We start from the raw sequence: 21,765 nt of genomic DNA, 5'->3' as shown, positions 1-21,765 counted from the left end.
CCACGTGGCTGGGCATCGGGGCAGGTTCATCGCGCCCGGCGTTTGGTCAGTCGCTGCCGCGCGAGCGCTGCAGCACGCGGATGCCCCGCGCACTGCGCTCGATCAGGCTGGTGGGGTGGAACTTCAGGCCGTCCAGCTCGATCTCGCCACGGGCGAGGAAATAGCGGCTTTCGGTGCTGAGGCCCAGTTCCAGTGTCGGCGGCGGCGGTATGCCCGCGGCGATGAGTTCCTGGCGGAAGTCGCTGACGGCGCCCCAGCTGGCGCGCCCTTCCTTCCACAGGCGCCGGGCCATTTCCTCGGTGATGCGCGCGCTCAGCGATTGCAGCACCGGAATGCTGGCGGTATTGAGGTTGAGCAAGGTACCGCGCGGCAAGGCGCAGACATGCGGCGCGAGAGTGGCGTAGACGCTGCCGCCCATGCCTTGCACCAGACGCAGTTCGGAAACATGGACGAAGTCGCGATTGGCCGCGCGATACGCCGGCACGGCCGCTGCGTAGACGCCGTCTTCAGCGCCGCTGCCATGACCGCCGCCACCGGGTTCGGCGTTGGCGTCGGCCCAGTCGACGACGATGTCGGTCAGTGTCGGGTCCAGCCGCAAGGCCGTCAGCAGGCGCGCGAAGCGTTCGCGCCACTCGCCCTGGTTGGCATCGCCGGAGACCAGGTTGTTCAGATTGAAGCAGCCGTTCATGTCGCGCATCTGTGCGCTGATACGGCCGCCCACCACCGGCGTCGGCGGCAAGGGCATGGCCCAGATGTCGCCATTGCTGTCGCCGGCGGCCTGCTCGGCATCTTTCTGCAGCACGCGGGCGGCGTATAGCTCAAGCCCGCGCGCATAGGCATCAGCCTGTTCCACGCGCAGCTGGTTGCGCGTGCGTGCCGCGGCCAGCTCGCCACGATCGAGCAGGCCGGCGATCAGCACCGTGGCCAGCGCGACCACCAGCAGCGCAATCACCAATGCCACGCCGCGTTGCCGCGCGCGCATCAGCCGCTGCCTCTGCTGACGGCAACGGGCAGTTCGACCACGCGGCTGACCTGGCCGACACCGTCGAGGTCGAGGCGGAATTCCACCGCCCGCGGCAGCGCTTCGGGTGCATCGTCGCGGCGCGGCCAGGCATCCAGCCACTGGCCTCGCTCGTCCAGGTAGCGAAATTGCAGCCGGCGCAGCCTGTCGCGCACGGTGGAAAACTCGGCCTGGCTGCCGGCGGCGCGGTCGAGCACGGCGTAGCGGCCGCGCTTGAGCGTGGCGCCGTCCTGTTCGTAGACCACGCGCTCCAGCGCCGAGCGCGTGTCAACCAGGCTGCTGGCATAGCCAAGCCGGGTCAGTTCCAGGTGATCGCCGTCGCCGCGCAAGGCTGGCAGCGGTTCACCGTAATTGCCCCGCACCGGCCGTGCCACCGCCGCGAGCAGGTCGCGCTCCAGGCTGCCGACCGCGCGCAGGGTGCGGGTGAAATCCTGCTGTTCGGCGACCAGCGCGCTGCGCGCGCGGATCACGGCATTCAGCCCGCCCCAGGCCAGCGCCGACAGCACCGCGAACACGGCCGTGGCGACCAGCACCTCGACCAGGGTGAAGCCCTGCGGACGCGGGTGCAGCGGCGTCATTGGGCGAGGGTATCGCCGGCGAAGCCGGTCAGTTGCGCCACCGGGTCGCTGCGCGCGGCATCGGCGAAGACGTGTACGTCGATGCGGCGCACATGCGCTTCCTCGGTGGCTTCGATGTCCATGCGCCAGAACCACTCGCGCCCGGCATAGCGCAGCTGGCCGTCGCGGCGGCCGGCCGACGGCATGCGTTCTTTCAGGCGCAATTCGGTCAGCACGTTGGCGGCAATCCAGCCGGCGTAGCTGCGCTCGCGCAGTCCAGTGAAATCGCGTGTGCTGACGCTGGCGGCGTGCACCAGCGCCGTCAGTGCCAGGCTCAGCACGACCAGCGCAATCAGCACTTCCAGCAAGGTGAAACCGCGGCCGCGCTCAATACGCCGCATCGCGCCGCTCCCGCTCCACCGTGCCGTCGGGCAGGCCGTCCAGGCGCCAGCGCAGGCTTGCATCGGCCAGGCCCAGTTCCAGCCGGAACGGCGTCAGTTCGCCCGAGGCGAAACAGATCACCTGAGGCTTGTCCGGCGGCTGCGGCTGCAGCGGCAGGCGCTTGCCGTCGCGGCTGAGATCGGCGCGCAAGGCACCCGGCCAGCGGCGCTCGCGCAGCTCGCCCTGGTCGAACGGTTTCCAGGTTTCACCGTTCTGTTCGCTGAAGACATAGCCATCACTGACCAGGCCCAGGCCAACCGGCTTGCCGCCGATCTCGGCGTGTTCGCAGGCATAGCCGAGCAAGGCCTGCAGCCGCTCTGCCTCGCGCTCCAGCTGGCGTTCGCCACCGCCGCCCGCCAGGGTCATCGCCACCACCGCAGCCATCACCGCGACGATCACCACGACGACGAGCAGTTCGATCAAGGTAAAGCCAGCCTGTCCTGCGCAACGCGCGCCGCCGGGCGGCAGCATTGCCCTGTCCGCCGCACGCAGTGACGCAGCCGCGGCGTGCTGGCGAATCAGTTTCTCCAATTGCCGATGTCCCCGGCTTCGCCTTCGCCGCCGGTCTTGCCGTCGGAGCCCAGGGTATAGACGTCCATGTCGCCGTGCTGGCCCGGCTGCAGATACAGATAGGTGCGGCCCCAGGGATCCTTGGGCACGCCGTCGAGATAACCGCCCTTGCGCCAGTTCGGCGCTTCCGGCGCACCGGCGGGCTTGCTCACCAGCGCTTCCAGGCCTTGCTCGGTGGCGGGATAGCTGAAGTTGTCCAGCTTGTAGGTATTCAGCGCCGTCACGATGGCCTGGATGTCGGCCTTGGCCCGCACCACGCGCGCCTCGCCCGGGTGCTCCATCATCTTGGGTACGACGACAGCGGCAAGGATGGCAAGGATCACCACCACCACCAGCACTTCGATCAGGGTGAAACCGCGCGCAGCGCGGAACGCAGAATTCGACAAGACGCGGGGCATGCGAGACCTTTGCTTGCGGCAGGGAGAAAACGTCGCCGATCATAGCAAAGCCATGTCATCTACCCTGCCCCGCTCCAACGCCGCGCTAGCCGCGCGCGACCTCGCCGTGCTCTGGCATCCCTGTACCCAGATGCACGACCACGAAACCCTGCCCCTGCTGCCGATCGTGCGTGCCGAAGGAGTGTGGCTGCACGATGCCGACGGACGTCGCTACCTTGACGCGGTCAGCTCGTGGTGGACCAACGTATTCGGCCATCGCCACCCGCAGCTGGTGGCCGCCCTCAAAGACCAGCTCGATACGCTGGACCACATCATGCTGGCCGGCTTCACCCATGAACCCGCCTTGCAGCTGGCCGAAGAACTGGTGCGCGTGACGCCGCCCGGGCTGGCCCGTGTGTTCTATGCCGACAACGGTTCCAGCGCGATCGAAGTGGCGCTGAAGATGAGCTTCCACTACTGGCGCAACCTGGGCCGCCACGGCAAGCAGCGCTTTATCGCGCTGAGCGGCAGCTACCACGGCGAAACGCTGGGTGCGCTGTCGGTCACCGATGTGCCGCTGTATCGCGACACGTATGCACCGCTGCTGCTGCAGCCGCTGTTCGCGCCCTCGCCCGATGCTTATGAGGCCGAGCCGGGCGAAAGCGCCGCCGACTGCGCGCAACGCCGACTGGGCGAGCTGCGTGCGCTGCTGGAACGCCACGCGGAAGAAACCTGTGCCGTCATCATCGAACCGCTGGTGCAGTGCGCGGCGGGCATGCGCATGCACCATCCCGCCTATCTGTGCGGCCTGCGCGCACTCTGCGACGAATTCGGCGTGCACTTCATCGCCGACGAAATCGCCGTGGGTTTCGGCCGCACCGGTACATTGTTCGCTTGTGAACAAGCGGCAGTGACGCCAGATTTCCTCTGCCTGTCCAAGGGGCTCAGCGGCGGCATGCTGCCGCTGTCGGCGGTACTGACCAGCGACGTGGTCTACCAGGCTTTCTACGCCGAATACCGCAGCGGCAAGGCGTTCCTGCATTCGCACAGCTATACCGGCAATGCGCTGGCCTGCCGCGCGGCGCTGGCGACCTTGCAGCTGTTCCGCGACGAACCCGTGCTGCAGCGCAATGCCGTGCTGGCGGCACATCTGGCGCGTGAACTGGAACCCCTGCGCGATCATCCGAACGTGGCCGATGTGCGCCAGACCGGCTTGATTGCCGCGGTCGAGCTGGTGCGCAACAAACGCACGCGCGAAGCATTCCCGGCGCATGAGCGGCGTGGCTTGCGTGTGTATCGCCATGGACTGGAACAGGAAATGCTGCTGCGGCCGCTGGGCAACATCGTCTATTTCATGCCGCCCTATGTGATTACGCCGGAGCAGATCGACGCGATGGTGAAGGTGGCGCGGCAGGGTATCGAGGTGGCGGTCAGGGATTGAGGGGGCTTGTCTATTGGCGTTTGGCTTTTTGGTTTTTGAACTTCGATTTTTTCTTCGTCCCTGGATTTTTTAGTCAGGAAAATTTTGCATCGAGAGTCAGGCCAGCGCATTTCCCGACCGCAATCGCCGCGTTTCCGGAAAGCCGGAAGATCCCTCTCCTCCAAGCCTCGCTTGGGGGACGAGGGCTTTTGAGCACGGCGAACGCTTTGCCGCTGTGCCGCACGTACCTCCGCAACACCTTCAGCTCCGATGATCCCTGACCCGGACCGCCTGCGTATGTACCCCTGACCTCACTCATCAGGAGTACCGCACCATGCGTATCCGCCACTCGTTCATCGCCTTGTCACTGGCCAGTGCCTTCGCCGCCGCAGCCCCCGCGGCATTTGCCGCCGACGGTGACCTGGCCACGGGCTGGGGTCTCTTCGGCAGTGGCCGCAACGTCATTCAATACGACCTGGGTACGGCAAAAACCGATATTGCCGCCGACTCCGTGACCGGTCCCGATGGCTCGCTGTATACCGCGGCCACGGTGCAGGACGAAAACGGCATTCAGCGCATCGGCGTGAGCAAACTGAACGCCGCCGGCGTGCTGGATAGCACGTTCAGCAGCGACGGGCGCAACATTTCGCTGGAAACCAATGTCGTCGCCACCGGCATCGCCCTGAGCCCGGACGGCAGCCTGCTGGTGTCGGGCTACAAGACCGGCAACGGCACGGACAACGACATGCTGGTCTGCCGCTTCTTCGCCAGCAACGGCACCAATCGCAATTTCCCCGCGCCGATCGGCAACCCGTGTGTAAAAGTTAATTCTTTCCCCGGCAGCCAGGATTTCGCCCGTGACATCGTCGTGCAGCCCGACGGCAAGTTCATCGTCGCCGGCACCATCGCCCCCGGCGCCGTCAATGAACGCTATGCGGCCTTCGCCCGCTTCGACGCCAATGGCCAGCCAGACCTGGGTTTCGGCAATCTGCAGGGCTCGAACATTTCGCTGATCCGCCGCACGAATATCTTCACCAACCATGACATCCGCGCCGTCGCACTGGCCAGCAACGGCAAGATCGTCGGCGTCGGCAGCACCAGCGTAGTCGGCGCGACCGACATCGACGGACTGGTCATTCGCCTGAATACCGACGGCACGCAAGACCCGCTGTCGCCGAACCAGGAATTCGCCTTTTCCGTAGAAAGCTCGTCGGCGCGCGATACCACGGTGCGCGACGTGATCCTGGTCGATACCGCGGAAGCCGAGGACGATGCCTATGTCGTCGGCGTGGTCGACGTCGATGGCGGCCGTCGCGGCGGCATGCTGGCCAGGCTGCGGCGCGGCAATCTGCTCAACAACGATTTCGGCCTCAATGACGAGGGCTTCGTCATCAACAGCCTGGGCAACGCAAACCTGGAATTCGTCAAGCTGATGCGCCGCCCCGGCAGCGACGGTTTCCTGGTGCTGGGCCTGCGCAACGACTCGGACCTCGGCGACTTCGACGTACGCGCCTTCAGCAGCGACGGCCGCCTGAGCAACGCCTTCGGCAGCAGCGGTGTGAGCACGGTCGACTTCGGTCTGCCGGGCGCCATCGATATTCCGGTGGCCATCGGCTTCGGTGGCGGCGGCATCCTCGTCAGCGGCTATTCGTATGTCAGCGGAAGCAACTACGACGTGGTCGCGGCCAAGCTGGAGTCGGACCGGATTTTCGGCAACGGCCTCGAATAAACCGCCAGTCCAGCGGACACCCGGCCCGGCTTCGGCAGTGCGCTGAAGCCGGGCTGTTTTTTTCAACGCCGCGGGCGGCACTGGTTTGACAGCCAGTTAAGAATGATTATCATTAACGAATACTTGACCTCTGCGTATTGCCAGCCCGGTTCCTGAGCGAACCACGCCAGCCGCGTAATCCTTTCCTGCATTAAGGCTGGCGCTATGTCCTCTTCCCGTCTTTCCCTGGCTGTCGCCTGCGCGATCGCCTGCCCTGCCCTGGTCCACGCCGAAGCCGCCGACAGCGCGGCGGCAGATACGTATGACCAACTCGAACGCATCATCGTCTCGGCCACCTTCTCGGCCCAGGCAGTGAAGGACGTTGCGGCCGAGACCACCGTGCTGTTGCGCGAAGACATGGACAAGCGGCTGAACCAGGACATCAGGGATCTGGTGCGCTACGAACCCGGTGTCGGCGTCACCGGCGGTGGCCGCTTCGGCCTGAGCGGCTTCGCCATCCGCGGCCTGGACGGCAATCGCGTGCGCATCGAGACCGACGGCGTCAGCGCGCCGGACGCGTTCGCCATCGGCAGCTTCTCCAGCGCCGGACGCGATTTCGTGGACCTGGATACGCTCAAGCGGGTCGAGATCGTGCGCGGCGCGGCGTCGGCGCTGCAGGGCTCCGACGCACTCGGCGGCGTGGTCAGTTTCGTGACCAAGGATCCCATCGACTACATCAAGGACGGCGACGGCAGCTATCTCGGCATCAAGGCCATGTACGACAGCGCCGACCGCCAGTCGGCGGAAAGCGTCACCGGCGCGCTGCAGCGCGGCCAGCACGGCTTTGTCGCCGTGCTCACGCACCGCGACGGCCATGCGTTGAACAACAAGGGCGAGCGCGACTCCTATGGCGGCACGCGCACGCGGCCGAACCCGCAGGAAACCGATGCGAATTCGCTGCTGGCGAAATACGTCTTCGGCGATGCGGAGAATTTCTCCCGCGTGACACTGGATGCGGCGCGCAACAATTCCGATACGAACGCACTGGACCAGCTCGGCCTGCGCGCTGTCGGCGGCGCCCAGACGCTGACCAGCCGCCTGGACGCGGACGACCGCAAGGAGCGCGCGCGCCTGTCCTTCGACCAGCTGTACACGCTCAAGGCGGCAGCGGTGGACACGCTGGAATGGAAGATCTATGCGCAGAACAGCGACACGCGCCAGGACACCTACGAAGACCGTGCCTCCATCGTCGGCGGCAATGCCGTAAACCCGATCTCGCGCTACCGCCGCTTCGAGTACGAACAGCGCGAAAACGGCGTCGAGGCATTGGCCAAGAAGCGCATCGAAGGCGGCGGCGCGACGCATGATTTCGCCTACGGCCTGGAATACGCCGGCGGCCGCATCCGCGAACAGCGCGACGGATTCCAGCGCAACCTGACCACCGGCGCCGTCAGCAACGTGGTATCGCCCGACGTGTTTCCGGTGCGCGATTTCCCGCTGACCGACACGCGCCGCATTGCCGTGTTCGCGCAGGACGATATCGGCCTGCTCGACGGCCGCCTGCACCTGGTGCCGGCGGTGCGCTACGACAGTTTCAAGGTCGACCCGCGCAGCGACGCCGTGTTCGCTGCCGACAATCCCGGCGTAACGCCGGTAGAACTGGACAGCGACCGCTTCTCGCCCAAGTTCGCCGCTATCTGGACCCTGGCCGACAGCTGGCGCGTCTATGGCCAGCTGACGACGGGTTTCCGCGCACCGCCGTACAGCGACATCAACGTCGGTTTTACCAATGTGCAATTTGGCTACACCGCCTTGCCGAACCCGGACCTGAAGCCGGAAACCAGCCGCGGCGCCGAGTTCGGCGTGCGCGTGGACGGCGATGCCGGTTTTGCCAGCGTGGCCGTGTACAAGAACCGCTACAAGGATTTCATCGAGTCGCTGATCAATATCGGCACCGATCCGGCCAGCGGCCTGCTGCTGTTCCAGTCGCAGAATATCGGCCGCGTCGACATTCGCGGCGCCGAAGCCAGCGCCGGCCTGCGCCTGGGCCATTTCACGCCGGCACTGGACGGTTTCGAGATCCGCACCGCGCTGTCCAGCGCCAAGGGCGACGACCGCGTGCGCGATGTGCCGCTCAACAGCGTGGAGCCGGCCAAGGCCGTGCTCGGCCTGTCCTACGAGGGGCAGAACTGGGGCGCGGAAATCGTCGGCACCTTCGTCAAGGAAAAGTCGCGCCTGGCACCTTCAGGCACGGGCACGGCGTTCGCCGCACCCGGTTATGGCATTGTGGACGCCTATGTGCATATGACGCCGACGCCGATGCTGACCGTCTACGCCGGCCTTACCAATATCGGCGACAAGCACTACTGGGAGTGGAACAGCGTGCGCGGCCTGAACCAGGGGCCGTCCATCGACCGCTACAGCTCGCCCGGCCGCGCCGCCAGCGCCGGCATCCAGCTGCGCTTCGACTAAGTTGAGGAAATGATCATGCGCACTATTGCACTTATTGCCATTGTCGCACTGACCACCGCCTGTGCCAGCAGCGGCGGTGCCAAGCGCCAGCCTGCCCTGTCGGGCCTGGCGCCGGCGACGCCCGCGCCGGCCGATTACCAGCGCCCTTGCAACGGCCAGCCGGCCACGCCGGAGGCTGCGTATGACTGCGACCGCCGCAGCATCCTAGGCATGGTCGGCGATTTCACCGTCAAGTTTGCCTTCGACGAAACCCTCGCGCTGAAGCCGGGCTACAAGCCCAAGCCGGCACAGCGTTCCGGTGGCGACGAATTCGTCTTCGTGGTTGAAGACCGCGGCGATTTCATCGCCCTGCAGCACATCCTGGTGGCCGGCAGCGGCAAGGATGCGATAGTGATCAAGCACTGGCGCCAGGACTGGCAGTACCAGCCCAAGGAAGTGCTGGTGTTCCGCGGCAACAACCATTTCGCCCTGCAGCCGGTGGATGCCCAGGCGGCCCGCGGCGCCTGGTCGCAATCAGTCTACGAAGTGGACGATGCGCCGCGCTACGCCGGCGTCGGCCGCTGGGACCACAGCAACGGCGTCGATGCCTGGACCTCGGACTTCACCTGGCGCCCGCTGCCGCGGCGCGAGTACACCAAACGCAACGACTACCAGGTGCTGGGCGCGATCAACCGCCACACCTTGACGCCGGGCGGCTGGATGCACGAACAGGACAACCAGAAGCTGGAACTGTCCGCCGACGGCAAGACCACGGCACTCGTGCGCGAAGTCGGCATCAACAGCTACGAGCGCACTGAAAAAGTAGATTTTTCTCCGGGCCGGGAATACTGGAAAAAGACCGAAGCGTTCTGGCGCGACGTGCGTGCCGCCTGGGCCGACGCGGCGCAGCGGCGCAAGCAATACGACCTGCAGCACATGCTGGACGAACGCCCGCGCTTCGAGGCACTGTTCAACCTGGCCGAACAGGCCGCCAAGGGCGAGACGGTGACGCGGGCGAGCATCGACGCTGTGCTGGAGCGGGCACTGGCACCAGCGGCGGCGAAGACCGCGCAAGCAAAGCCATAGGCAGAGCCGCTGCCTTCGGTATGAACGGCTTGAGCAACTGATTGGCAATCAGTAGATCGTAGTCGCACCGCGATGTCGGCAGGAACTGCCGACCTTGCCGCTTCGTCGCTGGCATCGGGACGAAGCGCGCGACCCAGGCACGTTCGCGAACCGGGCATTGGCTGGCCGCGGTGCAGGCATGAGCATCGTGCGCCCGGCCATCGGCACCCCGTCCGATTGCCAGCCCATGCCGCCTTGCCGACAATGCGCAACCCTGTGTTGTCAGTGCCGCCATGCGTATTCCCCGTATCCACGTTCCCGGCCTGCTGCAGACAGGCGCAACGCTGCAACTGCCGGAACAGGCCGGCGAACACCTGGCGCGAGTGCTGCGCCTGGAAAGCGGCCATCCGCTGATCCTGTTCAACGGCGACGGCAGCGAGTACGACGCGCGCCTCGCGGTACTGTCCAAGCGTTCGGTCACGGCGGAAATCGGCAGCCGGCGCGAGCTTTCGCGCGAATCGCCGCTGCGGCTGACCCTGGCCCAGGGCGTGGCCCGCGGCGACAAGATGGACTGGATTCTGCAAAAGGCTACCGAACTCGGCGTCGCGCGCATCGTGCCGGTGATCACCGAGCGCACCGAAGTGCGGCTGGACGAAGATCGTGCCGGCAAGCGGCTGGCGCACTGGAGCCAGGTGATCGCCTCGGCCTGCGAGCAATGCGGACGCAACGAACTGCCGCAGATTCTGCCGCCGCAGAAACTCATGCACTGGTGCGCCGGCCTGACCGAAACCGATAGCACGGCGCGTTTCGCCTTGTTGCCGGAAGCCGATGTGGGGCCGCGCGATATCGGTAGGCTGGAACAGGGCGCGTTGCTGCTGGTGGGGCCGGAGGGTGGACTGTCCGATCACGATATCGCGATTGCGCGCAATGCGAAGTTCCGTGGCTTGCGTCTGGGGCCGCGGATCTTGCGCACCGAGACGGCAGGCATTGCGGCGCTGGCGGCGTTGCAGGCGATTGCGGGCGATTTTGCTTAGCTGGCTGACAGTGGTCTGTTGCAGCCATCCATCGGACATGCCCGTAACAGTGCGGCAAGATCGTTGCCTCATCCCCCGGCCGCCGCCTGAAAGAAAGCTCCCGCTAGGGGAATATCTTCAACGAGACAGCGCCCTCTCCCCCGGGCGCCGCCGGGGGAGGCTAAAGCCCGGCGCGGTCACTTTCTGCAGATCGCCAAGGCAGAGGGGAGACGGCCGAATCCGGCAAAGCCGCCGAAACAGCCAAAAACTACGCTGCCAGCGCTTCCGCCATCAACGCCTCGATCTGGTTCAGATCGGGAATCACCGCCTGGTCGTCGCGCACCAGTACCTGTGCCCGGACGCCATTCGGATGGTGATGCTCGTCGCCGGTCGGAATCAGCAATTCCTGGCTGACCGTGGTCAGGCGCGGGAAGCCCTGGGTGAGCATGGCGATGAACGGCATCTTGGCATGGCCGCCGATGGCCTTCAGTACGGCCACGCGGGCGCCGTTGGAGCCTTCCTCGTGGGTCAGGCCCGACAGGATGGCGAAGGAAAACAGCGGCAGGCGCCAGCCGCGCCAGGACAGGCGGCCGAGAATCCACTCCGGTGCGTTCGCTATCTTTTCCACATTGGCAAAGGTGATCACTTCGGCCACGGTGGCATTGGGCAGCAGCACGCGGCCGTTGGTGATGGGGATGAGCACGCCGCGGATTTCGCGAGGAGTTTCCATTGTGTGCCTTATGCCTTGCCGATGGCGGCGATGGTGTGTTTGGCCAGCTCGCTGGGCGAGCCGGTGAAGGTGACGATGCCGGCGTCGCGGGCACCGTCGACCATGGAGCTGATGACGCAGGTGTCCGGATCCTGTGCCCAGACCTGGCCGCCCTTGGCCGACAGGTGCTTGGCGCCTTCGATGGCGTCGTGCGCCATGCCAGAGAAGATGATCACCGTCGAATGGGCGGCGAAGGTGTCGGCCATATCGCGCACCACCAGATCGATCGACGGCGTATACGGCGAAGCTTCCGGCAGGTGGGCCAGCTGGACCACGCCGTCGGCATCGATCAGCAGCCTGTGCGTGGTCGGCACCACGACCACTTCGCCGTGGCTTACACGTTCGCCATGACCCGGCGCGCGCACGGTCAGCGGCGTGGCCTTGGCCAGCTGGGCTGCCATCAGTTCGAGGAATTCCGCGCCCATGTGCTGGGCCAGGATGAACAGGGCCGGGAAACGCGCCGGCAATGCGGCCAGGTACTCGCGCACCGCCTCCGGACCACCGATGGAAGCGCCCAGCACGACGACGCGGCGGATGGCCTTGACCGCGGCAGAGCCATCCAGGCGGTGTTCGACGAAGAAGTCGGAACGCATCTGGTCCGGCGCGACGGCTTCTTCCATCGGGATCAGGTCCAGCGACAGGCCGCTGTCGAAATCGAACTTGCTCGCGTCACCGCCTTCGGGCGCGAGATAGTCCTGCGCGGCGACCTTGTCGACCGCGGCAACCACCGGCTTGGCTGCCGGGGCGGTGTCGCTGTCGTCGGACTCGACCAGTTCTTCCAGCGACCAGTTGCCGCCGGAGAGGAAGCTTTCCGCCGAAACTTTTTCCACTTTTTCCGGCGCGGCCGCAACGGGAGCAGCGGCCTCGTCTTCGCTCATCGCTTCGAGCGAGAACTTGGACAGGTCGAAATTGCGCGCCGGCTTGGCTTCGCTGCGGCTGGCCGGTGCCGCCTCGCGGGCGGCCGGAATGGCAGCGGCGAAATCCTTGGCCTGGTCGGGCACCGATGCGGCGATGCCGGCAAAAGCCGTGTCGAAATCGACCAGTTCGGCGCTCGGTGCCGGGGCCTCGGGCGGTGTATCGAACAAGGCGTCGAGGTCGGCCCCGAAGCTGAACTCTTCGTCGCTGCCGCTTTCGCCGCTGGCCGGCCGGATGGCCGTCGTATCGACCGTGACATCCATGCCGCCAAAGGCATCGGCGCCGAAATCGCTGTCGGAAAAACCGAAGTCGGCGCCGATGTCGCGCGCGGCTTCGCGCGTGTTCGACGGCGCAGCGGCAGGTTCGGGCAGATCCAGCGCACCGAAATCGAAATCGAAGTCAGGCGTGGACGCCGCGGCCGGCTTGCTGGCCGCGACCGGGTTGGTGGGAATGGCGTCGAGGTCCAGATCCAGGTCGAAGTCGCTGCTGCCGGCCTTGGCCATGGGCGGTGCGGCGAAATCCAGATCCAGGTCCAGGTCGAGGCTGTTGCTCGCTGCAGGCGCCGGCGGCGCGGTGGCCGGCAGGCTGGCGTCGAAATCGAAGTCGAAGTCCGCTGCGCTGCGGGTGGCGGGCTTGTCGGCCGGTGCGGGAGGAACTGGCAGTTCCAGGGTGATCTCGTTGCGGCGCGCGGCCGGCGGCGGCTCGGCACTGCCCAGCAGTTCGTCGAAATCGAAACCGAAGTCGGTAGCAGCAGGTTTGGCCGGCGCTGCGGGCGCTGCCGCGGCCACAGGCACCGCTGCGGCCACAGGCGCTGCCGCGGCCACAGGCACCGCTGCGGCCACAGGCGCTGCCGCGGTCACGGGCATCGCCGCGGCCGGCGGCGTTGCGCTCTGGCCGAACAAGGCATCGAGTGCGTCGTTGAGGCCGGCATCGCCGGCGAACATCGCCGTGGCCGCCGCATCCGGCGCAAAGTTGTTGCTCGGCGGCAGGGTCTGCGGCGCATCCGGAATGCCGCGCGACAGCTTCTGTGCCGGCGACGGCGGTGCCTGCGCGCCGGGCGGCCGCGGCGGGTCGGCGACTTCCGGCCTGCCCATGATCTTGGCGGCGAGATGGCGCGACCAGCGTGCCTGCTCCCAGCCCGACAGTTCCGAGCTGACCTGGGCGTCGTTGAAGACGACGTTGTAGCGCTCGTCGTCGAGCAGGTCGTAGACCTCGTCCAGATGCGATTCGATTTCCGGATCGAGGTTGACGATGACGACGTGGGCGCCGGAGCCTTCCAGCGCGTCGCGGTCCATCTGCGCAGTCAGCGCTTCATAGACGACGGCGGCGCCGAGTTCTTTCAGCGCATCCTTGAGATGCCCTTCGAGCTGGCTCGTCTGATAGAGCAGCGCGACGCTTACCGGTTCGCGTTCCATAGTTTTAGGCACGGCTCAACCTCAAGGTTTCCTGCACATTGCGGAGCAGATCGACTTCCTGGTACGGCTTGCCGAGGTAACGCTCGACGCCGATTTCCAGTGCGCGCTGACGGTGCTTCTCGCCGGTTCTCGAGGTGATCATGATGATGGGCACCAGCTTCAGACGCGGGTCGTTCTTCATGTAGGTGGCCAATTCGTATCCGTCCATGCGCGGCATCTCGATGTCGAGCAGCATCAGGTCGGGTACCTTGTCCTGCAGCTTTTCTACCGCATCCAGCCCGTCCTTGGCTGTGATCACGTCCATGTCGTTGCGTTCCAGCACGCGCGTGGTGACTTTGCGCATGGTGATGGAATCGTCGACCACCATGACCAGCGGCTGGCGGCGCTCTTCCACCGGCGGCGCCACCGGCTGCGGCGCGAAGGTGGCGATGTCGACGCCGGCCTCGACACTGGCCGCGCGCAGCGCGACGTAGCGGCGTACCAGCGGGGCCAGATCGAGAATCATCACGACCGAGCCGTCGCCCATGATGGTCGCGCCGAAGATACCGGCGACCGAACTGATCTGCGGGCCTACCGACTTGACCACGACTTCGCGCGAACCGACCACGCCGTCGATGCGCACCGCGGCGCGCTGGTCGCCGGTACGCGTCATCAGCAGCGGCACCTGCGCTTCGTCGACAATGCGCGGCACCGGAACATTGAGCAATTGCGACAGTTCGTAGATGTGGAATTCTTCGCCGGCGTAGGCGTAGATCGGGTTGGCCGTGCTCAGGCGGCGGTCCAGATCGTCGCGGCCGATGCGCACCACGCCCTGCACCGAGGACATCGGGATGGCGTAGATGGCGTCGCCCAGGCGCACCAGGATGGCCTGGGTGACAGCGAGGGTGAACGGCAGGCGGATGGTGAAGACCGAACCCTTGCCACGCTCGGAATCGATGGTGAGGCTGCCGCCGAGCTGCTTGATCTCGTTGTGCACCACGTCCATGCCGACGCCGCGGCCAGCCAGCTGGGTAACCTGCTCGGCGGTGGAGAAGCCGGTTTCCAGGATGAAGGCGTACAGGTCGCGGTCGGACAGCTGCGCCTCGGCGTTGAGCAGGCCACGCTCGATTGCCTTGCGCCGGATCGCGTCGCGGTCCATGCCGCGGCCGTCGTCGGAGACGCGCAGCACCACTTCGGTCGCTTCGCGGCTGACCTGGATGGTGACCGTTCCTTCCGGATTCTTGTTGCTGCGCAGGCGCTCTTCCGGCGGCTCGACGCCGTGGGCCAGTGCGTTGCGCAGCATGTGCTCGAACGGCGCTTTCATGCGTTCGAGCAGGTTGCGGTCCATTTCACCCTGCGCGCCTTCCACCTTGAGCTGGGCGCGCTTGCCGATTTCCTGCGCTGCCTGGCGCACGGTGCGGCGCAGCGAAGGCACCAGCGAGTCGAACGGCACCATGCGCGTGCGCATCAGACCTTCCTGCAGGTCCGAGCTGACGCGGGACTGCTGCAGCAGCAGGGTTTCCGACTGGCGGGTCAGGTCGTCGAGCAGGTTCTGAATCGAGACCAGGTCGGACACCGATTCGCCCAGCGCACGCGACAGCTGCTGCAGCTGCGAGAAGCGGTCGAGTTCCAGCGGATCGAAGGTGGTTTCGCCCGGCTCGTGATGTTCGCGCTGGTAGCGCGCGATGATCTGCGCTTCGGTTTCCATTTCCAGCTTGCGCAGCTGTTCGCGCAGACGCGCGACGGTTTGTTCGAATTCGACCAGGTTGAAGCGGAAGGTGGTGACCTGCTGTTCCAGGCGCGAGCGGTAGATCGACACTTCGCCGGCGTAGTTCACCAGCGAGTCGAGCAGGTCCGAACGCACGCGGATCATTTCCTGTGCCGGGCGCGGCTCGTCCTCTTCGATCGGCAGCGCGGCCGGGCGCAAAGGGCCGGCCGGGCGCAGCGGCGGCTTCGGCGCGAGAGCTTCGACGGCGGGCGCGGCGGCGGCGGCCGGTGCCGTGTCGGCGCTGTCGCCGGCTACTGCTGCCGGCACTGCAGCATCGGCATCGGCAGCCAGCGGTGCGGCGGCCAGCTGGCTGGACAGGTCGCCGGACACCAGCGCTTCGAAACGCGCGATGGCGTTCTCCGGCATGGCGATGGCCTGGCGCTTGGCGATGCGCTGTACCAGGGCATGCAGGCGGTCGTAGCCGCGCTCGAAGGATTCGACCGTGGTGCGGTCCATGCCGCGGCGGCCTTCGCTGATGGCTTCCAGCAGCGATTCCATCGCATGCGACAGATCGCCGATCGGCGCCAGGCCGGCCATGCGCGCGCCGCCCTTGAGGGTATGCAGATCGCGCTGCATGCCGGTGACGATTTCGCGGTCGTGCGGTGCTTCGCGCAGGCGTGCGATCAGGCCGTCGGAATGATCGAGGATGTCGCTGCCTTCCTGCACGAAGATTTCCAGCAGGTCTTCGTCCATGTCCGGCAGGTCGAGCTTGCCGTCGGCCTGCGGGTCGTCGGCAATCGGCGGCAGCACGACTTCGTGGGCGGCAACGGCGCGCGCATGCGTATCAGCGCGCTCGCGTTCGGCAGCTGCAGCGGCGATGCGTTCGGCTTCGGCGCGCTGGGCAGAGGCGGCCATTTCGGCCAGCAGGCGTTCGCGCTCGCCTTCGCGGCGGGTCCGGTCGGCCAGCTCGGCGGCGGCACGTTCGGCGGCTTCGGCTTCGGCACGGGCCTGCGCTTCGACGCGGGCGCGTTCGGCAGCGGCTTCCATCTCGGCACGTGCGGCGGCTTCCGCCTCGTGGCGGGCGCGCTCGGCGTCGGCTTCGGCCTGTGCGGCGGCGTCGGCTTCCGCGTCGGCGGCGCTGGACAGCAGTGCATCGAGCTCGCTCGCGTCGTAAGCCAGGCTGGCGTCGGGCGCGGCGAGGTCGGCCAGCTTGATCTCGTGATCGAAGGCCGAGCGCGACTCGACCGGCGCCACCGAAGCCAGCATGGCTTCGAACTGGGCCTGTTCGTCGCTGGAGAACAGGCTGTCGAGCGCGACGGCATCGGCCGCCGGCGTTGCATCCTGGGCCAGGCTGATCGATTCGTTGTCGATGTCGTCAGCACTGGACTGCAGCTCGGGGAAATCGAGCCTGGCCAGATCGTCGAGCGACAGTTCTTCCACTTCTTCCAGGCTGTCGTCGGCAGGTGCCGTCGCGGCGCTGGGAATATTTGCCGCCAGGTCGTTGTCCAGCGACAGGGCCAGTTCCTGGTCCAGCGACAGTTCGATCGCGGGCTCGTCGAAGGCGGCAAAGTCGGCGGGCGTCCGGGCCGGCGCGTCGGCCATCTGCGCGGGCGCTTCCGGCTGGATGAGCTGCTCGGCCTGTGGCGTGAATGCCATGGCCTCTTCCATCGAGATTTCCTCGACGTCGAAGCCGGCGGTTGCATCGTCGGACGCAGCGGCGATGGCGGATGCTTCCTCGGCCAGAGCGGAGACGGCGGATGCTTCCTCGGCCGCATCGGCGGCGGCGTGGGCTTCGTCCTCGGCGTCTATGTCCAGCAGATCCAGGCCGTCGTCGTCGCTGGGCACGTACAAGGTGTGGGCGAGTTCCGGTTCGGGCAGGTCGTCGCGCAGTGCGATGATGCGCTCGACCAGCGCGTCGGATGCGGGCAGTTCCAGCTGTCCGCGTTCCAGCGACAGCATCACCTCGCGCACCAGGCTGCTGGCGTCGGCCAGCGCAGCCAGGCCAACCGGCTGCGGCGCGGCATCGCGCGCGCGCAAACGCTTGATATAGCCTTCCAGCGGCGCCAGCACATGGCTGATCACCGGAATGTCGACCATGGCGATGGCACCGTGCAAGGTATGCACGGAACGCAGTAAAGTATCGGTTGCTACTTGTGGCGTATGCGCAGAACTGGCAACGAAGCTGTCGATGATGGAAAGATGCTGGCTCACTTCGCTGCGCAGGATGTCGAACAGCACCGGGTCGATATTCGGCAGCGGTCCGAAACTGGGCAGCGCGTCGGCATCCACCTCGGCCAGTGCGGGTGCGCTGTCGACCTGGCTGTCCAGGTCCAGCGTGCGGGTCAGCTCGACCGGCGCGGCCACCAGCGCCGGCGCGGCAGCAACCACGGGCGCGGCGATTTCCTCTTCCACCGGCACTTCGACCAGGCGCTTGACCTTGCGCTTGACCAGGCGCGTGCGCTTGCGCGCCGGCGCCAGCCATGCTTCCTCGCCTGCGACCAGCTTGTCGGCCACGCCCATGATGCCGGCGATGTCGGACGTAGGTGCGCCTTCGCCGCGCAGCGCGGCGAGCAGCTCCGGCAGCGCCGCGACAGCCTGGTCGACCAGGGTGATCGCCGCGGTATTCGGCTGTATGGTCTTGTCGAGCACGCGGTTGAGCATGTTCTCGACTTTCCAGCTGAACTCGCCCAGTGCCATGGCACCGACCAGGCGGCCCGAACCCTTCAGCGTGTGGAACGAGCGGCGCACCGGCTTGAGGCGTTCGAAATCGTGCAGATCGGCCTTCCACAACGGCATGTGGCGGTTGAGGTTCTCGATTTCTTCCTGCACTTCCTCGACGAAGACCTCGCGGATTTCCTCGTCGATGTCGTCGGAGGCCACGGCCTGGAAGCTCGCGTCGGACATGCCGCCGGCGGGGCTGTTGTCCTCGACTTCCTCTTCGATTTCCTCTTCGATCTCGATGGTGCGATAGCGCGGTGCCGGCGGTGCCGCGGGCACGACAACCGGTGCCGCGGCGGCGACCGGTGCAACCAGTGCTATCGGCTCGGGCGGCAGGGTCGGCTCGGTTTCGGTGAACTTCAGGCCGGTGAGATCCTGCACATCGCCGTGCTCGACGCTGCTGTGGTCGCCGACGACCAGCGCGTCCAGGCCTTCGCCCGGCGCGATTTCCACCGCGACTTCGAGTTCGTGCGCAGGTTCCGCCGCGGGCGGCGGCTCGGCCACGGGCTCGGCCACGTCGGGCAGACCCAGGCGCGCGACGTACTCGTCGACTTCGCCCTGGCTGCCCAGGTTCATTTCCACGCTGGGCAGGTCGGAATCCGCTGCAGCGAATTCCAGTTCCTGCCGGCCGGCCTGGCTGCGCCGGTCGGGCAAGGTTTCGGCAAACGATACAAATTGACCTATGGATAAATCTGCCGCGCGCGATTCCGACGGCGCGATCGGGTCAAGGCTCAGACTCGCTGCCGGCGCGGCCGGTTCGTCCCGGGCCTGCAGACCGAAGCCACCAACGGATGGCGGCAGCGGCGTGGCGCCGGAGCGCGGCGCAGCGGATTCGGGCACTGGCGCCGGCGCCGGCGCTGGCGTCGGCACGGCAGCGCGCGTCGGCGGCGGTTCCGGCGCGTCGCCCTCGTCCTCGGGCACCGGCCAGTAGCCCAGCGCTTCGAGGCTTTCGCGGGTGACGTCGAGGATCTTCTCGCGGCCGGCACGCTGGTCGCGCGTGGCTTCGAGGTAATACTCGATCGAGGCGATGGTATCGGCCAGCTTGTCCATCTGCTCGGCTGTCGGCACACGGCGCCAGCGCAGCAGTTCCACTTCGATGAAGCGCACCAAACCGTGCATGAGTTCGGCCGGCCGGTTCAGGTCGAGCATGCGCAGCGCACCGGAAACTTCGTCCAGCAGGCGCGGAATCTGTTCGACCTTGGCGTGGTCCCAGGGCGACTCGATGAAGGCGACGATGTCGTTCTTGGCCTGGGCCAGGTTGCTCGTGGCTTCCTTCATCAGCGCATCGAGGATCTTGCGCACTTCGGCCTTGGGCAGCTCCATGCCGCCGCTGCCGGTGTCTTCCGGCGTGTCGGCACCGAGGCGCTCGATGTGATCGTCGAGCGAGGCTTCCACGTACAGCAGCGCACCGGCGACGTCGAGCAGGGTGCTTTCGTCGGGCGAGCGCGCCTTGTTGGCGATTTCTTCCACAATGGTGCGTTGTTCGGTGACGACGCGGCGCGGTACGCCCAGGCCGAGCATGCCCAGCGTATCGCCGACGCGGTCGAGCACGTCGACCTGGGCCATCAGTTCGCCCGGATCGTTGCCCTGGGCGCGCAGGAAGATGTCGAGCGCTTCCTTCACGCGCAGCAGGTCGTCCTTGATCGCCAGCGACACGGTGTCGAGCAGCGCGCGGTTGTGGCCGGAGATCGAACCCTTGGCGTGTTCCAGCTCTTTCTGGCTGGGCAGCAGCGACTGCAGCCGGAATGTGTTGCGCACGTCGGTCAGGCGCGGCGTTTCGCCGTTGGCGTGGGCGACGTAATACAGCAGGTTTTTCAGCAGTTCCCGCGGCGGCGCCGACTGGAATACGCCCTCGCCCGCATCGACCAGGCGCTTGATCTCGCGGTCGACCTTGCCGAACAGCAGCTTTACCGCGGGGCTGGGTTCGATCGCGCTGCTGCCGACGCCTTCGAGCACCGCCATCGCGATCCACCAGACCCGGCGCGCTTCCAGCGCGTACGAAATGCCGAGCACGCGGCCGAGAATCTCGCTGAGCTTGCCGGTTTCGCTGCGCGGATCGCCGGCACGCAGCAGTTTCAGCAGCGACACCTGATAGGCGGTGCGCAGGCGGCCTACATGCAGTTTCAGCTCGCCTTCCGGATAGGCCGTGACCGCGCCGTTGGCGCTGGCCGGCAGCGGCAGGTTGAGATCAGGCGAGAACAACACGCTTTCGGTGAACAGTTCTTCGCCACGCACGGCGCGCAGGTCGTTGAGCAGCGGCAGCAGGACAATGGGAATGTCCTTGTGGCCGCTCTGCAGGCGCTCCAGGTAGTCGGGCAACTGCACGATGCCGCGCATCAGCACGGAATAGGCTTCTTCCTTCTGGCGGATTTCACCGTCCAGCAGGGTCTGCGCCAGCCGCTCCATTTCCTCGACCACCATCGAGGCGCCATACAGCTCGACCATGCGCAAGGTGCCCTGCACCTGGTGCAGATAGGTCGCACAGAAGCGCATGAGGCTGGAGTCGGCGGGATCGTCGACATAGGCCTCCAGCGCCTGGCGCGCCTGCTTCAGGGTCTCGTCCAGCTCCTGCTTGACCCAGTTGAGCGTGGTGAAGTCGATGTCGTCTTGCAGTCTCATGCGCTTTTCTCTCAACGGTTGCGCAGGAAGGCGAGCGCTTGCCGATGCGGCACGCGGCTCAAGGCAGGATGCGCGAAGCTGGTGACCTCGCCGGCGCCCAGCACCAGCATGCCGCCGGGCTTGAGCAATCCCGCCAGCGCCGTGAGCAATTCACGCCGGCGATCCCGAGCAAAGTAAATCAATACATTTTGGCAAAAAATCAGATCAAGCCGCTTGAGCGGCGCGCGCGCCACGTCGAGCAGGTTGAACTGGGCGAAGCCGACGCGCTTGCGCAGCGCCTCGCGCACCTGGAACGAATCGGCGTCGATCTCGTCCACATAGCGCTCGCGATAGTCGGCCGGTATTTCATTGAACTTGTTGCGTGGATACAGCCCGGAGCGGCCGACCGCCAGCGCAGGCTGGCTCACGTCGGTGGCGGTGACGCCGAAATAGACGCGCGCATCGCTGAGCATGCCGATATGCCGGTCCAGCACCATGGCCAGGGTATAGGCCTCTTCGCCGGTGCTGCAGCCCACGCTCCACGCGTGCAGTGCGCCTTCGCTGCCGCTTTGCATCAGCCGCGGCAGCCACTCGCTGGCAATCAGGTCGAACGACGGCGGGTGGCGGAAGAAATGCGTTTCGTGCACGGTGAGGCGATCAACCAGCGTAGTCCATTCGATCGCGCCTTCCGGCACTTTGTGCAGATCGCGGTAGTAATCGTCGAAGCGGCTGTGCCCGGTCTCGCGCATACGTCCGCGCACCGCGGTGACCAAGAAAGGCTTGCGCGCCGGCGGCACGACTACGCCGGTGCGCCGCTCAAGCAGGTCTGCCCAGCGCGCGAACTCGGCATCGTCCATGCCCGGCAGGGCAGAGAGCGCCGACCAATTGCCGATCGCGAGGGCCATGCGCGCCGATTCAGCTCGTGCAGCAGGAAAACGCAAGGCTTCTCGGAGAGGCCCGCGGCTTCTTGCTGTTGGAGCCCCCTTGAATCAAGGGAGCGGCCGGGCGCTTGCGCAGCAAGCGGCCGGCTGGGTTGTGGA

14 protein-coding genes are annotated in these 21,765 nt (G+C 66.5%); 5 read left to right on the top strand and 9 right to left on the bottom strand.

Going from position 1 to position 21,765, the window contains the following annotated elements; genetic code table 11:
• Window positions 1-46: 46 nt before the first annotated feature.
• The 5 genes from gspK to gspG are packed head-to-tail and all read right to left on the bottom strand — an operon-like array spanning window position 47 to window position 2,987.
• Window positions 47-982, bottom strand: coding sequence for a type II secretion system minor pseudopilin GspK (gspK, locus tag DFR29_RS21670; RefSeq protein ID WP_133820738.1), 936 nt, complete (start codon window positions 980-982; stop codon window positions 47-49).
• Entirely contained in the window at window positions 982-1,599 is a 618-nt protein-coding gene (gene gspJ, locus DFR29_RS21665; protein WP_133820737.1) for a type II secretion system minor pseudopilin GspJ, read from the bottom strand. Before gspJ ends, gspK begins: the two co-directional genes overlap by 1 nt.
• Window positions 1,596-1,979 carry a type II secretion system minor pseudopilin GspI gene (gene gspI, locus DFR29_RS21660; protein WP_166654260.1) on the bottom strand — a complete coding sequence of 128 codons (384 nt, stop codon included), beginning with the start codon at window positions 1,977-1,979 and terminating at the stop codon, window positions 1,596-1,598. Before gspI ends, gspJ begins: the two co-directional genes overlap by 4 nt.
• Complete coding sequence (gene gspH / locus DFR29_RS21655; RefSeq protein WP_133820735.1) at window positions 1,966-2,490, bottom strand: type II secretion system minor pseudopilin GspH; 525 nt, start codon at window positions 2,488-2,490, stop codon at window positions 1,966-1,968. Before gspH ends, gspI begins: the two co-directional genes overlap by 14 nt.
• A 47-nt stretch (window positions 2,491-2,537) precedes the next feature.
• A complete protein-coding gene (gspG, locus tag DFR29_RS21650) occupies window positions 2,538-2,987 on the bottom strand; it encodes a type II secretion system major pseudopilin GspG (protein WP_133820734.1) in 450 nt (149 codons plus the stop codon).
• Between the two features lie 52 nt (window positions 2,988-3,039).
• Here gspG and DFR29_RS21645 point away from each other — a divergent pair, with 52 nt between their 5' ends.
• The 5 genes from DFR29_RS21645 to DFR29_RS21625 all read left to right on the top strand — a co-directional run bounded on the left by DFR29_RS21645 (window position 3,040) and on the right by DFR29_RS21625 (window position 10,644).
• On the top strand, window positions 3,040-4,407 hold the full coding sequence (locus DFR29_RS21645) for an adenosylmethionine--8-amino-7-oxononanoate transaminase (RefSeq protein ID WP_133820733.1): 1,368 nt from the start codon (window positions 3,040-3,042) through the stop codon (window positions 4,405-4,407).
• 313 nt (window positions 4,408-4,720) lie between these two features.
• A complete protein-coding gene (locus DFR29_RS21640; protein ID WP_133820732.1) occupies window positions 4,721-6,115 on the top strand; it encodes an NHL repeat-containing protein in 1,395 nt (464 codons plus the stop codon).
• Between the two features lie 204 nt (window positions 6,116-6,319).
• Entirely contained in the window at window positions 6,320-8,566 is a 2,247-nt protein-coding gene (locus DFR29_RS21635) for a TonB-dependent hemoglobin/transferrin/lactoferrin family receptor (protein WP_133820731.1), read from the top strand.
• Window positions 8,567-8,581: 15 nt separating this feature from the next.
• Entirely contained in the window at window positions 8,582-9,631 is a 1,050-nt protein-coding gene (locus tag DFR29_RS21630; protein ID WP_133820730.1) for a DUF6607 family protein, read from the top strand.
• A gap of 272 nt (window positions 9,632-9,903) precedes the next feature.
• Window positions 9,904-10,644, top strand: coding sequence for a 16S rRNA (uracil(1498)-N(3))-methyltransferase (locus DFR29_RS21625; RefSeq protein WP_133820729.1), 741 nt, complete (start codon window positions 9,904-9,906; stop codon window positions 10,642-10,644).
• A gap of 247 nt (window positions 10,645-10,891) precedes the next feature.
• Here the strand turns inward: DFR29_RS21625 and DFR29_RS21620 are convergent, their stop codons facing one another.
• The 4 genes from DFR29_RS21620 to DFR29_RS21605 are packed head-to-tail and all read right to left on the bottom strand — an operon-like array spanning window position 10,892 to window position 21,630.
• The gene (locus DFR29_RS21620; RefSeq protein ID WP_133820728.1) at window positions 10,892-11,353 is read right to left on the bottom strand and encodes a chemotaxis protein CheW; all 462 of its coding nucleotides are present in this window, start codon (window positions 11,351-11,353) and stop codon (window positions 10,892-10,894) included.
• Window positions 11,354-11,361: 8 nt separating this feature from the next.
• Window positions 11,362-13,734 carry a chemotaxis protein CheB gene (locus DFR29_RS21615; RefSeq protein ID WP_133820727.1) on the bottom strand — a complete coding sequence of 791 codons (2,373 nt, stop codon included), beginning with the start codon at window positions 13,732-13,734 and terminating at the stop codon, window positions 11,362-11,364.
• Complete coding sequence (locus tag DFR29_RS21610) at window positions 13,727-20,746, bottom strand: hybrid sensor histidine kinase/response regulator (protein ID WP_133820726.1); 7,020 nt, start codon at window positions 20,744-20,746, stop codon at window positions 13,727-13,729. The genes DFR29_RS21615 and DFR29_RS21610 overlap by 8 nt, the downstream gene beginning before the upstream one ends.
• An 11-nt stretch (window positions 20,747-20,757) precedes the next feature.
• Window positions 20,758-21,630 (bottom strand): CheR family methyltransferase, encoded by an 873-nt coding sequence (locus tag DFR29_RS21605; RefSeq protein ID WP_133820725.1) that lies wholly within the window; start codon window positions 21,628-21,630, stop codon window positions 20,758-20,760.
• Window positions 21,631-21,765: the final 135 nt, after the last annotated feature.

Source organism: Tahibacter aquaticus, assembly GCF_004363655.1.
In the GTDB taxonomy this organism is placed as follows: domain Bacteria; phylum Pseudomonadota; class Gammaproteobacteria; order Xanthomonadales; family Rhodanobacteraceae; genus Tahibacter; species Tahibacter aquaticus.
The sequence above is the reverse complement of the archived record's forward strand: the minus strand, read 5'-3'. Positions and strand labels throughout refer to the sequence as shown.

Coding starts and splice junctions, on each gene's coding strand:
- DFR29_RS21640 (WP_133820732.1), top strand. CDS start 4,721: ATGCGTATCCGCCACTCGTTCATCGCCTTGTCACTGGCCAGTGCCTTC.
- DFR29_RS21620 (WP_133820728.1), bottom strand. CDS start 11,353: ATGGAAACTCCTCGCGAAATCCGCGGCGTGCTCATCCCCATCACCAAC.
- DFR29_RS21635 (WP_133820731.1), top strand. CDS start 6,320: ATGTCCTCTTCCCGTCTTTCCCTGGCTGTCGCCTGCGCGATCGCCTGC.
- DFR29_RS21645 (WP_133820733.1), top strand. CDS start 3,040: ATGTCATCTACCCTGCCCCGCTCCAACGCCGCGCTAGCCGCGCGCGAC.
- gspK (WP_133820738.1), bottom strand. CDS start 982: ATGCGCGCGCGGCAACGCGGCGTGGCATTGGTGATTGCGCTGCTGGTG.
- gspI (WP_166654260.1), bottom strand. CDS start 1,979: ATGCGGCGTATTGAGCGCGGCCGCGGTTTCACCTTGCTGGAAGTGCTG.
- DFR29_RS21630 (WP_133820730.1), top strand. CDS start 8,582: ATGCGCACTATTGCACTTATTGCCATTGTCGCACTGACCACCGCCTGT.
- gspG (WP_133820734.1), bottom strand. CDS start 2,987: ATGCCCCGCGTCTTGTCGAATTCTGCGTTCCGCGCTGCGCGCGGTTTC.
- gspH (WP_133820735.1), bottom strand. CDS start 2,490: ATGCTGCCGCCCGGCGGCGCGCGTTGCGCAGGACAGGCTGGCTTTACC.
- DFR29_RS21625 (WP_133820729.1), top strand. CDS start 9,904: ATGCGTATTCCCCGTATCCACGTTCCCGGCCTGCTGCAGACAGGCGCA.
- gspJ (WP_133820737.1), bottom strand. CDS start 1,599: ATGACGCCGCTGCACCCGCGTCCGCAGGGCTTCACCCTGGTCGAGGTG.
- DFR29_RS21610 (WP_133820726.1), bottom strand. CDS start 20,746: ATGAGACTGCAAGACGACATCGACTTCACCACGCTCAACTGGGTCAAG.
- DFR29_RS21605 (WP_133820725.1), bottom strand. CDS start 21,630: ATGGCCCTCGCGATCGGCAATTGGTCGGCGCTCTCTGCCCTGCCGGGC.